The sequence below is a fragment of the Janthinobacterium aquaticum genome, assembly GCF_009208565.1.
In the GTDB taxonomy this organism is placed as follows: Bacteria; Pseudomonadota; Gammaproteobacteria; order Burkholderiales; family Burkholderiaceae_D; genus Janthinobacterium.
The window spans coordinates 256754-269155 of record NZ_WFLK01000006.1 but is presented as its reverse complement, the minus strand read 5'-3'; the positions used below and the strand labels follow the sequence as shown (position 1 = coordinate 269155).

Annotated in this window: 13 protein-coding genes; 7 read left to right on the top strand and 6 right to left on the bottom strand. The window is 63.0% G+C overall.

Annotated elements, in window-relative coordinates:
- Positions 1-475 precede the first annotated feature (475 nt).
- Positions 476-724, bottom strand: coding sequence for a hypothetical protein (locus GCM43_RS12340; RefSeq protein WP_152244625.1), 249 nt, complete (start codon positions 722-724; stop codon positions 476-478).
- Positions 725-1303: 579 nt separating this feature from the next.
- Between GCM43_RS12340 and GCM43_RS12335 the strand changes: the two genes are divergently transcribed.
- Together GCM43_RS12335 and GCM43_RS12330 are read left to right on the top strand one after the other, a co-directional pair.
- Positions 1304-1936 carry a winged helix-turn-helix domain-containing protein gene (locus tag GCM43_RS12335; RefSeq protein ID WP_413770951.1) on the top strand — a complete coding sequence of 211 codons (633 nt, stop codon included), beginning with the start codon at positions 1304-1306 and terminating at the stop codon, positions 1934-1936.
- 249 nt (positions 1937-2185) lie between these two features.
- Positions 2186-3058 carry a M90 family metallopeptidase gene (locus GCM43_RS12330; RefSeq protein ID WP_152244623.1) on the top strand — a complete coding sequence of 291 codons (873 nt, stop codon included), beginning with the start codon at positions 2186-2188 and terminating at the stop codon, positions 3056-3058.
- A 6-nt stretch (positions 3059-3064) separates the two neighbouring features.
- On the opposite strand, the gene GCM43_RS12325 is transcribed toward GCM43_RS12330, so the two are convergent.
- A complete protein-coding gene (locus GCM43_RS12325) occupies positions 3065-3955 on the bottom strand; it encodes a LysR family transcriptional regulator (protein WP_152244621.1) in 891 nt (296 codons plus the stop codon).
- 100 nt (positions 3956-4055) lie between these two features.
- Between GCM43_RS12325 and GCM43_RS12320 the strand changes: the two genes are divergently transcribed.
- The 3 genes from GCM43_RS12320 (at position 4056) to GCM43_RS12310 (ending at position 6468) form a co-directional block, all read left to right on the top strand.
- The gene (locus tag GCM43_RS12320) at positions 4056-5219 is read left to right on the top strand and encodes a mandelate racemase/muconate lactonizing enzyme family protein (protein ID WP_152244619.1); all 1164 of its coding nucleotides are present in this window, start codon (positions 4056-4058) and stop codon (positions 5217-5219) included.
- Between the two features lie 112 nt (positions 5220-5331).
- Positions 5332-5913, top strand: coding sequence for a hypothetical protein (locus GCM43_RS25820; protein ID WP_193315605.1), 582 nt, complete (start codon positions 5332-5334; stop codon positions 5911-5913).
- Positions 5914-6111: 198 nt separating this feature from the next.
- Positions 6112-6468 carry a hypothetical protein gene (locus GCM43_RS12310; protein WP_152244617.1) on the top strand — a complete coding sequence of 119 codons (357 nt, stop codon included), beginning with the start codon at positions 6112-6114 and terminating at the stop codon, positions 6466-6468.
- 25 nt (positions 6469-6493) lie between these two features.
- On the opposite strand, the gene GCM43_RS12305 is transcribed toward GCM43_RS12310, so the two are convergent.
- From GCM43_RS12305 to GCM43_RS12290, 4 genes are all read right to left on the bottom strand, one after another.
- The gene (locus tag GCM43_RS12305; protein ID WP_152244615.1) at positions 6494-7360 is read right to left on the bottom strand and encodes a universal stress protein; all 867 of its coding nucleotides are present in this window, start codon (positions 7358-7360) and stop codon (positions 6494-6496) included.
- Positions 7361-7453: 93 nt separating this feature from the next.
- A complete protein-coding gene (locus tag GCM43_RS12300; protein WP_152244613.1) occupies positions 7454-7897 on the bottom strand; it encodes a hypothetical protein in 444 nt (147 codons plus the stop codon).
- On the bottom strand, positions 7891-8670 hold the full coding sequence (locus tag GCM43_RS12295) for a hypothetical protein (RefSeq protein ID WP_152244611.1): 780 nt from the start codon (positions 8668-8670) through the stop codon (positions 7891-7893). Before GCM43_RS12295 ends, GCM43_RS12300 begins: the two co-directional genes overlap by 7 nt.
- A 149-nt stretch (positions 8671-8819) precedes the next feature.
- A complete protein-coding gene (locus GCM43_RS12290) occupies positions 8820-10199 on the bottom strand; it encodes a DEAD/DEAH box helicase (protein WP_152244609.1) in 1380 nt (459 codons plus the stop codon).
- A 253-nt stretch (positions 10200-10452) separates the two neighbouring features.
- Between GCM43_RS12290 and GCM43_RS12285 the strand changes: the two genes are divergently transcribed.
- Positions 10453-10842 carry a BlaI/MecI/CopY family transcriptional regulator gene (locus GCM43_RS12285; protein WP_152244607.1) on the top strand — a complete coding sequence of 130 codons (390 nt, stop codon included), beginning with the start codon at positions 10453-10455 and terminating at the stop codon, positions 10840-10842.
- A gap of 3 nt (positions 10843-10845) precedes the next feature.
- On the top strand, positions 10846-12378 hold the full coding sequence (locus GCM43_RS12280; RefSeq protein ID WP_152244605.1) for a M23/M56 family metallopeptidase: 1533 nt from the start codon (positions 10846-10848) through the stop codon (positions 12376-12378).
- Positions 12379-12402: the final 24 nt, after the last annotated feature.

The window sequence follows — 12402 nt, the reverse complement described above, 5'->3', positions numbered from 1 at the left end:
TGAGATGGTTTATGTGATCCGGCTGCTCTGACGGCGGCCATAAAAATATAAAAGCATCTTCCATGCCAGTGGAACGCATTTTTTGCTTGCTGACAAGTGATTGTTTCTAAAGCTGAATTTGTACGTGCGCAAAAGCAGGTGGCACGCGTGATTCTGCCTTTCCGCACGCAGGGCGAAAAAGTGGTGCGGATTATCAGATCGGGAAAAAGAGGCTTTGAGCTGCATCAAACAGCCCAGCTGGCATTGGGGTGAACTAAGCCTTCAAGGCTTACTCCAATAGAAAAAAGCGCGTTGCATAACCTTCGCAACGCGCAACTCCCCCGAGGAGTAGGGGAAATGCCGCGCAATGGGCACGATCAGGCACCCGGCCGCTGGCCGGGGTGCTGATGCGGTGCCGCTGTTGTACCGTTGTTGTAACTTTGGTACTCAGCTGTCTGCATTGCGCGACATCGCTGGGATGAACCAGGGTATCGGCTTATTTGGCTGGTTCGGCTGGCGGTACGGCCGGCGTGGTGGCCGGGTCGGTCAATGGTGCCGCAGCGGGCGTGCCAGGCGCTGCGTCTGGCGTCGTGGCCGGCGCCGCCGGGTCGGTTGGCATAGGCGCTGGCGTGACCGCTGGCGCGGTCACGGCCGGGGTGGTTTCCGGCATGGGGGCGTCAGCCGGCTTCTTGCAGGCGGAAAGGCTGATCAGGGCGGTGGCGGCCAACAGATAAGTGATCTTCATGATAGTTCCTTTGCAAATAGTAACTAGTAAGTTAGCGAGGCTGACGCTGATTAACTCCTTGCCGGTAGCGCCTGTGCGTATCCGATAAGGTTGAAAACCGACGGAAAGCCGGCGGGCGGTGCCATATGCATGGCAGGCCATGCCAGGGCCAGACATCGAACGGTGTCGGCAGGAGGTGAAGCTAACGATAAAGCGCAACCATGAAATAGTGAACCAAAAATTCATGAAACAAAGCGCCGTATCGGGTTCCTGACGTTCGGATTAATTTTATGTTAACGAGCGTGGCGCTTCTGTTCGCCATTTCACGTTTAGCCAAGTTTGGTCTTTCGACATGCATGTGCCTGGCACGCTGCATTTTGGCAAACGGTGCGGCAGCAAGTGTTCTGATAATTGGTGCTTGATGGAATATTTTTACTTTCTCAGCAAAAAACCGTCAGCAATGTTCGTTAACGCACAGACCAGCATCGTCCAGGACGGCATTCTGTGGTCAGACGCCTGGAATTAGCGGTCTCTTGGATGAAAAATGCCAAAAACCCAATAATTCGGGCTACCTGCAATCGTTAATTTAGGAGTATTCAAATGCATGCAATGACTCAATCTCACGTCAAGAGCGACATGAAGGCAGCGCACCAGGAACTTCGTGCGACCGGTAAAGCTTCTTCAATGACCATGGTGGAACGCGCCGCCCCGATTCCTCCGGAGCGCATGAATCCAATTTCCATGGCGCCGATCGAACGTGTGCGCTCCACTTCCGCCACCCTGCGCCGGATCGAGAACATGCAAAAGCTGATTGGCGAACTGTCCAATCATGAAATGCTGGCAGATGAAATCGCCTGGTTCCTGAAATTTTCGCCATCGGGCGCCCGCAAATACATCCGCGACCTGCGCGAAGCCGGCGTGATCGAACTGGCCCGCTATATCGAAGGCACCGCCACCTATCTGGGTAAGGCAGTCTACCAGCTGACGCCAGACCCTGAACGTGTGAAAGCCTTCCTGGCCGCCATCGTGCAGCCAAAACGCGAAGGCGCGCCACCGCGCAAAGACCGTCCGGGTCTGCGCGAGCAAAGCATGGCAGGCAGCGGCCGTCACTTCCATATCCTGGCCGATGACACGCATTACGCCATTCGCGTCAACCGCGGCCCGGTGACCCGCGATCCGCTGGTTGCCGCCCTGTTCGGCGCACCGCAGCAGAAGGCGCAAACCACGGCCTGAGCAACACCGTAGCAGGGTTTGCCGTGCATTGGGGCGGTCATGCTCTGATACTCCCAGTAAAGCCGGGCCAATGCCCGGCTTTTTGCTGTCTGCCTGGAAAGGATTGAAACCCTGTCAAGCATCCCCATGTGGCTGGCATAGCCCGCCGATATGCGGCGGTGACCTTGAGGAGCGTTCCTTGCCAGCCTGTCATATGATTACCATCCGCCATGCCACCGTCCCTGCACCGGGTAGTTCAGGGTGGCCCGCATGAACCCGTTGCTGTGGATTGCCCTTGTCACGCTGGCCATCGTGTTTTCCTTGTGGTTCCCGCGTTGGCGCCTGAAGCGCGCCCTGTCGCGGCCATTGTCCGCTGACGGCCTGGCGATATTGGAAAAAAACATTCCCGTCTATGCGCGCATGCCGGCGCCGCTGCAGCAGCAGTTGCAATCGCTGGTGGTGCAGTTTTTGTACCAGAAGAAGTTTGTCGGCTGCGCCGGCCTGACTATCACCGACGAGATGCGCTACACCATTGCCGGCCAGGCCTGCTTGCTGCTGCTCAATCGCCAGAGCGCCGTCTATCCCGAACTCGACACCATCCTGGTCTACCCCGATGAATTCGTGGTCACGCGCAATGAAGTGGGGCCGGGCGGGGTGGTGACGCCGTCGGCCAATGGCCTCTTGGGCGAGTCGTGGGGCGATGGCCGCGTGATCCTGGCCTGGAACCATGTGCAGCGCGGCGCCGCCGACTGGACCGACGGCCACAATGTAGTGCTGCATGAATTTGCCCATCAGCTCGACAGTGAATCGGGCGCCGCCAATGGTGCGCCGTATCTGCCGAACGTCAGCAGTTACCGCAGCTGGGCCACCGTGCTGTTGCGTGACTTTGACAATCTGCGCCACGACGCCATCTATCACCAGAAGAGCGTGATGGACCATTACGGCGCCACCAACCCGGCCGAATTTTTTGCCGTGGCCACCGAAACATTCTTTGAAAAGCCGTACCAGATGGCCGAACACCACGAGGAACTGTATGCGCAGTTCCTCGGCTACTACAAGGTCGATCCGCGCGACTGGATGTCGCCGCCGCCCGATGATGCGGCACAGGAGCCGGTGTTTGCCAACTATGCCCCGCGCTGGTAAAACTGCTCAGGCCGGCCCGAACTCGGCCACCAGAAAGTCGATAAAGGCGCGCATCTTGGCCGGCAGGTTGTTGCGCGACAGGTAGTACAGATACAGGTCGGCCGAGGGCAGCGTGTAGCCCGGCATGACTTCGCGCAGGCGCCCGCTGGCCAGGTATTTGGCCACGTCCCACTCCGAGCGCTGCACGATGCCGTGGCCGTCCAGCGCCCAGTTCATCACGATATCGCCGTCATTGCTCGACACTGCCCCGCGCACTTTGACCAGCTCCACCGCGCGTCCCTTTTGCAAGCGCCAGGTGCCATACACATCGTCGTTCTGGCGGTGCAAAATGCAGCGGTGGCGGTGCAGCTCTTCCGGCGTCTGCGGCTCGCCCGCCGCTTTCAGATAGGCTGGCGAGGCGCACAGGAAACGCCGGTTGGCCATCAGCCGGCGCGCCGTCAGGCGCGTGTCGGGCAGTTCGCCGAAGCGGATCGCCAGGTCGTAGGCTTCCTCCACCAGGCTGATCGGCCGGTCGGTCAGATGCAGTTCCACTTCCACTTCCGGGTAGGCATGGGCAAAGCGCGAGACAATGGGCGCGATGCGGGTGCGGCCAAAACCGGGCGTGGCGTTGACGCGCAGCAGGCCCTTGGGTGCGGCGCGTCCGCTGGAAACCGATTCTTCCATGTCGCGGATCTGATGCAGGATCTGCGTGGCCTGCGCCAGGTAGAGTTCGCCTTCATTGGTCAGGCTGATGCGGCGCGTGGTGCGGTTGACCAGGCGCACGCCCAGACGCTGTTCCAGCTGGCTCAGGCGTTTTGTCACCGCGGGCGGCGTCAGGCCCAGTTCGCGTGCGGTAGCCGTCATATTGCCGAGCTTGGCCAGCAGGACAAAGAAATCCAGATCGGGTGCAGTTTTCATTTAAAGTGAATAATGGTTTAAATTTCAGTGAATTATAAGTGCTGGTTTCAAGAGTAAGCTGTGTTTTATCAGTCACGCACCGCACTCAAAGGAGACCCGCATGAAAATCGTTGAAATCCGCGAAAAGACCGTACCGATCAGTTCCCCTATCCGCAACGCCTATATCGACTTCAGCAAAATGACGCTGAGCCTGGTCGCCGTGGTGACCGATGTGATCCGCGACGGCAAGCCCGTGATCGGCTACGGCTTCAACTCCAACGGCCGCTACGGCCAGGGCACGCTGATGCGCGAGCGCTTTATCCCGCGCATTCTGGAAGCCGACCCGGCCAGCCTGATCGACGACGCCGGCACCAATCTCGATCCGCACAAGATCTGGAACTGCATGTTTACCAATGAAAAGCCGGGCGGTCACGGCGAGCGTTCGGTGGCCATCGGCACCATCGACATGGCGGTGTGGGATGCGGTGGCCAAGATCGAAGGCAAGCCGCTGTTCCAGCTGCTGGCCGACCGCTACGGCAACGGCCAGGCCGAGCGCAAGATTTTCGTGTATGCGGCCGGCGGCTACTACTACCCGGGCCAGAATCACGACAAGCTGAAAGACGAGATGCGTAGCTATATCGACCGCGGCTACACGGTGGTGAAAAAGAAAATCGGCGGCGCCGACCTGGACGAAGACCTGCGCCGCATCGATTCGGTGCTGAGCGTGCTGCAGGACGGCCAGAAGCTGGCGGTTGACGCCAATGGCCGCTTCGACCTCGATACGGCCGTCAAATACGCCAAGGCGCTGTCGCAGTACGACCTGTTCTGGTACGAGGAACCGGGCGATCCGCTCGACTTCGAGCTGCAGGCGACCTTGCGCAACTACTACAAGAACCCGATGGCCACCGGCGAAGACCTGTTCTCGATGCAGGATGCACGCAACCTGATCCGCTACGGCGGCATGCGCGCCGACCGCGACTGGCTGCAGTTCGACTGCGCGCTCAGCTACGGTCTGGTGGAGTACCTGCGCACCCTCGACATGCTGCGCGAACACGGCTGGTCGCCTGCGCGCTGCATTCCGCACGGCGGCCACCAGATGTCGCTCAATATTGCGGCCGGCCTGGGCCTGGGCGGCAATGAATCTTACCCGGACCTGTTCCAGCCGTACGGCGGCTTCCCCGATGGCGTGACGGTCGACAACGGCCATATCGTGCTGCCGGAACTGCCCGGCATCGGCTTCGAAGGCAAGGCCGACCTGTACCGTGAAATGCTCAAGCTGGCCTGATCGCTGCTGGCACCGCTGCGTTTCAAATGGCTGCTGCGTGCGCAGGCGTACAGTCGGCGCGCGCCGGCGGGCGCATGCTGCGCAGCATGCTATTCCACGACCAGGAGCCATCATGTCACGCATACTTGCAGGCCATTTCCAGTTGCAGGATGAGGTGGCGGCCGCGCGCGCCGCCCTGAACCGCGCCGGCTTTGCCGACCAGCGCATCAGCGATTTTTTTGTGAACCAGCCGGGCCAGCATGACCTGCATGCGCTGGGCGGCGACCGCGACATGTCGCCGGGCGCCAAGGAAACGCCGGAAGGCGTGGCCGGCGGCGCGGCAGTGGGCGCCGCCGTCGGCGCTGGCGTGGGTGCGGCCACGGCGCTCGCTACCGGGCCGCTGGGGCCGGTAGTCGGTGCGCTGGTGGGCGCCCATGTCGGCTCGCTCTACAGCCTTAACAAGATGAAGGGCGCCGGCGAAGGCGAAGACGTGGCACCGGAAGACCGCGACAGCGTGCCGCAGGAAAACCGTCATGCGCCGCGCCAGCCCGGCATGCTGCTGGCCGTCGCCTTTGACGGGCCGGCCGAGCGCGAGGCGGCGCTGGCCACGCTGCGCGGCGAAGGCGCCTGGCAGATCGAAGAGGCAGAAGGCGAGATCGTCGACGGCGACTGGCGCGATTTCGACCCGCTGAGCCTGCCGGTACTGGTTGCCTGAACGGCGTTTGCAACGCCCAACCCAGCTTGCGTGATTTTCGGTATCATCGCTGTTAAGATTAGTAGGACTAATGTACCGGCCAGCGGTATCGACCGGTACAGACAGGGATGGCGCCAGCGCACAGGTACGGCCGTATCGCCGCCACTATTGCTTGCACTTGCCAGCCTTACGCTAACGAGCGGTGACAGGGAGCGATACATGACACAAGCCTGGTTTATTCTCACCCGGCCCGATGGGCGCGACGTCAGCGCGCCCACGCCGTCGCAGCTGGCCGAGACGCTTGCCGAGCTATACCGTGGCAAAACGGACACCGCCGATGGCAGTCCCGCCAGCGCCTTGCTGCGCTTTGGCTACGACGACGGCCTGATGTACCAGGTCGAAGTCGCTAGCGGTGGCGAAGTCACTTTCGAGGAATGGTCGGACCGCGATTGCGAAATCGCGCTGGCCAGCCCGCGCCGCATGTCGGCCCTGTGCCAGGACGATGCGCTGCAGCTGTGGCAATGGCTGGCGCAGCGCCAGGTGGCCAAGATCCGCAGCCAGCCGTGGCGCGACTGACCGCAGGCGCAGTGGCCAGCCGCTGTCAGTGCGCCATCAGCACCGGCATCGTCATGCTTTGCAGCACCGTGCGTGTGACGCCACCCAAAATGGTTTCACGCAGGCGCGAGTGGCCGTAGGCGCCCATCACCAGCAAGTCGGCCGACACGTCCGACGCATGCGCCAGCAGCGCCTCGCCGATATCGCTGCGCCGGTTGCCGCCGCCGTCGAGCAGTTGCAAACGTGCCTGCACGCCATGGCGCGCCAGGTATTGCACGATATCGGCGCCCGGATGCTCGCCATACTCGGCGCCATGCATCTGGGCGTCAAATACGGCCACATGCACGGTACCGGCGCGCTGGAGCAGGGGCAGGGCGGCGCTGACGGCGCGCGCCGATTCCTTGCTGCCTTTCCATGAAATCAGTACATTACGTGCGCTGGCAGGCTGCGCCGGCGCGGTGGCCTGCGCCGAATGAGGCATGATCAGCACCGGTTTGCCCGAGTGCAGCAGCACATAGGCGGGAAAATCGCGCATCACTGACGGCGACTTGTCCTGGGCGTTGTACTGGCTGATCACGACCAGGTCGGCGTAGCGCGCCAGCAGGCTGATGCCGCCGGCCGCCTCATCGTCAATTACGCGCTCTTCAAACGAGGCCACGCCGGCCGCCGCAGCCTGGGCGCCGAAGCCGTCGAGCGCGCGCGCGGCGCGTTCACGCAGGAAGTTGAGGTGCAAGGTCAGGTTGGGATCGGCGTCGAGGTCGGGCTGGTTCTGGTACAGCAGGCGCGACACGCCGGTCAGCGCCACGCCGGTCAGGTGGCCGCCGCAGGCCTGCGCCACGCTGGCGGCAGCGGCAATACGCGCGTCGCGTCCGGCCCCGTCGTCCACATGCAGCAGGATGGTTTTATAAGTCATGAGATCACCTTTCACGATGCAGTGCCTGCATTCTGGCACAGTCTGGCAGGTGCGCTGCGCACGCAAGCGGCGACAAATGGCTTGGCGCGATATTCAGGGCAGCCGTTCGCGCAGCCGGGCGAGCTGGGTCAGGATGCGCTCGGGGTTGCCCGACAACACGGCGCTGCCCAGGTTGAGCACGCCCGTGGCCACGCTGATCCAGCCGCTGGCGTCATCGTGGCGTTCCATCGTGCGGCGCACCGTCAGCAGCAGCGATTGCAGCTGCTGCTGTTCGCCGGCCAGCACCGCCAGCACGCTGCCGGCGGCACGCGCATACAGGGTATTGGCTTGCTGGCGCAGTGCCACCTCCATCGCAAAGATGGTTTGCACCTGCTGCTGGCTGATCGCATTGGCGCCGTCTTCGCCACGGCGGGCGATGGCGCGGCGCAGCGCCGCATGCAAGGTGGCGGCAGTCAGCGTCAGCTCGTCGCCCAGCTGTTCGGCCAATGGCTGCTCCGGCAATCCATCTGCCAGTACCGGCTGGTTCGGCGTTACCATAACGGCGGCTCCATGCCGGCCAGCAAGGCATGCTGGCGCGCCAGCGCACTGAGCTTTTGCCGCGCCAGCGTATGGCGCAGCCCATACAGCCGGTATTCTTCCTTCTTGCTTTGCTGCACGGTTTTTGCCAGCACCGCCAGCAGCCGCTGGGCTGGCGCTTCGGCAAAGGCAATATCGGTTTCCAACAGTCCCAGCACGATATCGCGTTCATTGTCGCCGGCGCGGTCGTACAGGCTGAGCAGATGCTCCAGCGTGGCCAGCAGCGTTTGCACGGGAAGATTGCCTTCTTGCAGGGTTTGTGCCAGCACGGCGCGCTGGCCCGCTTCGCCCTGCAGGCGCGCCAGCAGGCGCAGCACGATGGTGGCGGCAGTCACGGCCTCGTCGTTGATGCCCGCGTCGGGCCAGGCACGGATCGCCACGCCGGCACTGTTGATTTCGGCAGTCATGGCGTGCCGGTCCTGCTTGGCCAGCTGGGCCAGCGCCTGCAGGTATTGGCTCAGCGCCAGGCTGATTTGGGCCACATCGCGATACATGTCGCGGCGCTGGCGGTCCAGCCGCTTTTCCAGCGCATCCTGCTGTGCATCGAGATACGGTTGCAAGCGCTCGTAGCTGTCGCGGTAGCGCAGCGCCAGGGCAGAAAAATCGGCGATGGCGTCGTCCTGCGCTGCCAGTGCGCGCACCTGTTGCGTGGACGGTGAGGCGCCGGGCGCCACCACGCAGCCGCACAGACACAAGCACAGGCAGAACGAGAGCGTGACCTGAACAGTACGCATGATGCACCGTGGAAGAAAATGAGCATCCAGTGTCGCGCTGTTCTTGCTTCAATGCATTGCGTTGGGGCAAATGGTCGACTGAAACGACGGACGGAAAAAAGCCGCTCCGGACCGAAGTCGGGAGCGGCTCTTGTCAGGCGGGCAGCTGCTTAGCGGCCGCGACCGCCGGAGCGGTGATTGGCCGCCGAGCGTGGCTGGCTGTTGCCGCTGCGGTTACCACCACCGCCACCGCCGCCATTACCACCACCACCACCGCCGCTGCGTGGCTTGCTGCCGCCACCGCCGGTCTTCACACGCACCACCTGGCCAGCAGGGCGCGGGTTGCGGTGGCCTGGGTTGCCGCTGCGCAGCTGGACTGGCTGGGCACGCGCGTTCAGGTCCGGCTCGAAGCCTTCGATCACTTCACGCGGCAGCGTTTGCTTGATCAGCTTTTCGATGTCTTTCAGCATTTCGTGCTCATCGACGCACACCAGCGACACCGCTTCGCCCTTGGCGCCGGCGCGGCCGGTACGGCCGATACGGTGCACATAGTCTTCCGGAATGTTCGGCAGGTCGTAGTTGACCACGTGTGGCAGCTGGTCGATATCGATACCGCGCGCGGCGATGTCGGTGGCCACCAGCACCTGCAGCGTGCCGTCCTTGAATTCGGACAGCGCGCGCGTACGCGCCGACTGGCTCTTGTTGCCGTGAATGGCCAGCGCGCCGATACCGTCGGCGCCCAGTTGCTCGACCAGCTTGTTGGCGCCGTGCTTGGTGCGGGTAAATACCAGTACCTGGGTCCAGTTATGGGCCTTGATCAGGTACGACAGCATCGGGTGCTTCTTGTCGCGGTCGACCGGATGGATCTTTTGCTTGATCACTTCCACGGTTGAATTGCGGCGCGCCACTTCAATCATGGCCGGCTTGTTCAGCAGGCCATCGGCCAGCGCCTTGATTTCATCCGAGAAGGTGGCCGAGAACAGCAGGTTCTGGCGTTTCGGTGGCAACACTGCCAGCACTTTCTTGATGTCGCGGATAAAACCCATGTCAAGCATGCGGTCGGCTTCGTCGAGGATCAGGATTTCCACTTTCGACAGGTCGACCGTGCCCTGGCCCATATGGTCGAGCAGGCGGCCAGGCGTGGCCACCAGGATATCGACGCCGTGTTTCAGCTGCTTGATCTGCGGATTGATGCCGACGCCGCCAAAGATCACGGCCGAATTCAGCTTGGTGTATTTGCTGTAGGCACGCACGCTTTCTTCCACCTGTGCTGCCAGTTCGCGCGTTGGCGCAAGGATCAGGGCGCGGATCGGGCGGGTCGAGGTATTGCTGGTGATGGCCGCGCCGTTAGCGTCGGTCGACAGGCGGTGCAGGATCGGCAGCGTGAAGCCGGCCGTCTTGCCGGTGCCGGTCTGTGCGCCGGCCAGCAGGTCGCCGCCAGCCAGCACGGCAGGGATCGCCTGGGTCTGGATCGGGGTTGGCACAGTGTAGCCATGTTCGGTAACGGCACGAACGATAGCATCGGACAAGCCGAGTGAGGAAAAGGACATGATAACTTTATGGTGAGATCGGCCTGTCGCCATCGTGAGGCGCCAGTCGCAGGCAATCAGATTAGTGTCGAAAGACAGCGGCAAGGGGACTGGTCAGTGTGCCGCACCGGCGAAGTATAACAGCATGCATGCAAAGCGCTTCAAACTGATTGACATGGAGGCGTTGCGGTGGTGTGTGACAGTTGTCGCAAATAATGCTTGCAGGGTATGTGACAATGGTCGCATAATTGTGTCATTCGTCACAGGAGCACGCATGTCCACCTCATTGTCCACCCCATCGGTTACCGAACTGTGCCTGCTCAAGGCACTGTGGAAAGATCAGCCGCAGTCGGCGCGCCAGCTGCACGCCAGCGTGCAAGCCGAGCTCGACTGGTCTTTTTCCTCGACCCGCAAGACCGTCGAGCGCATGCTGGAAAAAGGCCTGCTGTCGCAGCGCAGCCTGCATGGCGTGCTGGTGTATGAGCCGCAGGCCGACAAGGTGGCCACGCTGGCCGCCTTTGCGCATGACTTTGGCCGGCGCGTGATGGAAATCGATACGCCTTTGCCCGTCAGTATGTTTACCGGCAGCAAACTGGTGGACGGCGCAGAGCTGGCCGAACTCGAGCAGCTGCTGCACGACTGGCCGCAAGACGGGAAGGAGTAAGCGATGCCGCTAGTCGCCTATCCGCTGCTGCTGCTCCAGGCCAGCCTGGCCAGTGTGGTTGCCGGCCTGCTGCTGTGCGCCATGTTGTGGCTGGCGGTTCGCCGCTGGCCTGCACTGGCTGCACGGCGCAGCCCATGGCTGGCTGCCCAGTTGCTGCTGGCCGGTGTTTTCGTGCTGTCGCTGCTGCCGCACAGCCAGGTCGTGAGCGTGGTGCCGGAAATGCGCTTGCCCGTGGCCGTCTCATTGCCGGAGCAGGCCATGACTGCCGACACGCTGCTGCCAGCTGCTAGGCCGCTGCCGGCGTCGGCGGCGCCAGCAGCTGCTAGGCCGCTGCCGGCGTCGGCGGCGCCAGACTGGCCACCGCTGCTGGCGCTGTTGCCCTGGCTCTGGCTGGCCACATATACGGCGGGCATGGCGCTGGCAGCATGGCGCCAGTGGCGCGGCCATGCACGGCTGGCGCAACTGTTGAGCCTGGCGCGCGCCATCGACGCGCCGTCCGGGCATCAGCAGCCACGCTTGAAGTGGCTGGAAGTCGATGCGCCGGTGTCGCCCATGCTGCTGGGTTTGTGGCGCCGCCGTTTGTTGTTACCGGCGCACCTGGCGCAGTTTTCACCTCAGCAGCAACAATTGATGATTGAGCATGAGCTGACCCATGCGCGTCGCCACGATCCGCTGTTGCAGGCGCTGTCGCTGGCCCTGCAGGCACTGCTGTGGTTTAACCCGCTGCTGCACTGGCTCGGCCAGCGCCTGGCCTGGGCGCAGGAACTTGGCTGCGATGCGCAGGTACTGGCCGGCCGTCCGCAAAGCGAGCGCAAGCAATATGCTGCCGCGCTGGTGGCCCAGTTGCGCCAGCAGCGCCAGCAGCAGCGGTTGCCCGCACTGGCCTTTGCCGGCCAGCGCTGTTCGTCGATGGCCGATCGCCTGCTGCGCATGCGTGAGACGCAGCCAGCGCGCATGTCGTGGCCGATGCGCCTGCTGGGCGTGCTGGCGATGGCCGCCGCCGCCGCAGCCAGCCTGGCGCTGCAGCCTGCGCTGGCCTGGAGCGTGCCCGTGCAGCCACAGCCGCCGGGCAGCCAGGCCACAGCGCCCGCCAGCGCATTGCCTGCCTGGCGTAATCCACTTGAGCAAATGCGCGTGACCGGTTTTTTTGGCGTGGTCCGGCCGACCAATCTGGGTGGCCTGAGCGGACTCGATCTGGCGGCAAAGCGTGGCACGCCGGTGCATGCAACGGCAGACGGCATTGCCACCGCCAGCGAAGATGCGCGCCTGGGCAAGACCGTGCGCGTCGACCATGGCGGCGGCTGGCAATCGTGGTATGTGCATCTGGACCGCGTCGATATCAGCGATGGCGAAGCCGTCGCCAGCGGACAGGTGATAGGCACGGTAGGCGATACCGGTTTTGCCACCGGCCCGCACCTGCATTTCCAGGTCTGGCATAACGGCCGGCTGCAGGACCCGCAAAGCCGGCTGGCCGGCCTGGACGCCAATGCCAGCGCCCGTGCGCTGCGCATGCGGCGCGAACAGTTTGGCCGATAAACTTCCACTAACTGACCACCACAC

Excerpts from the sequence above, each read along its gene's own strand:
- GCM43_RS12340 (WP_152244625.1), bottom strand. The coding sequence starts at position 724 with ATGAAGATCACTTATCTGTTGGCCGCCACCGCCCTGATCAGCCTTTCC.
- GCM43_RS12335 (WP_413770951.1), top strand. The coding sequence starts at position 1,304 with ATGCATGCAATGACTCAATCTCACGTCAAGAGCGACATGAAGGCAGCG.
- GCM43_RS12330 (WP_152244623.1), top strand. The coding sequence starts at position 2,186 with ATGAACCCGTTGCTGTGGATTGCCCTTGTCACGCTGGCCATCGTGTTT.
- GCM43_RS12325 (WP_152244621.1), bottom strand. The coding sequence starts at position 3,955 with ATGAAAACTGCACCCGATCTGGATTTCTTTGTCCTGCTGGCCAAGCTC.
- GCM43_RS12320 (WP_152244619.1), top strand. The coding sequence starts at position 4,056 with ATGAAAATCGTTGAAATCCGCGAAAAGACCGTACCGATCAGTTCCCCT.
- GCM43_RS25820 (WP_193315605.1), top strand. The coding sequence starts at position 5,332 with ATGTCACGCATACTTGCAGGCCATTTCCAGTTGCAGGATGAGGTGGCG.
- GCM43_RS12310 (WP_152244617.1), top strand. The coding sequence starts at position 6,112 with ATGACACAAGCCTGGTTTATTCTCACCCGGCCCGATGGGCGCGACGTC.
- GCM43_RS12305 (WP_152244615.1), bottom strand. The coding sequence starts at position 7,360 with ATGACTTATAAAACCATCCTGCTGCATGTGGACGACGGGGCCGGACGC.
- GCM43_RS12300 (WP_152244613.1), bottom strand. The coding sequence starts at position 7,897 with ATGGTAACGCCGAACCAGCCGGTACTGGCAGATGGATTGCCGGAGCAG.
- GCM43_RS12295 (WP_152244611.1), bottom strand. The coding sequence starts at position 8,670 with ATGCGTACTGTTCAGGTCACGCTCTCGTTCTGCCTGTGCTTGTGTCTG.
- GCM43_RS12290 (WP_152244609.1), bottom strand. The coding sequence starts at position 10,199 with ATGTCCTTTTCCTCACTCGGCTTGTCCGATGCTATCGTTCGTGCCGTT.
- GCM43_RS12285 (WP_152244607.1), top strand. The coding sequence starts at position 10,453 with ATGTCCACCTCATTGTCCACCCCATCGGTTACCGAACTGTGCCTGCTC.
- GCM43_RS12280 (WP_152244605.1), top strand. The coding sequence starts at position 10,846 with ATGCCGCTAGTCGCCTATCCGCTGCTGCTGCTCCAGGCCAGCCTGGCC.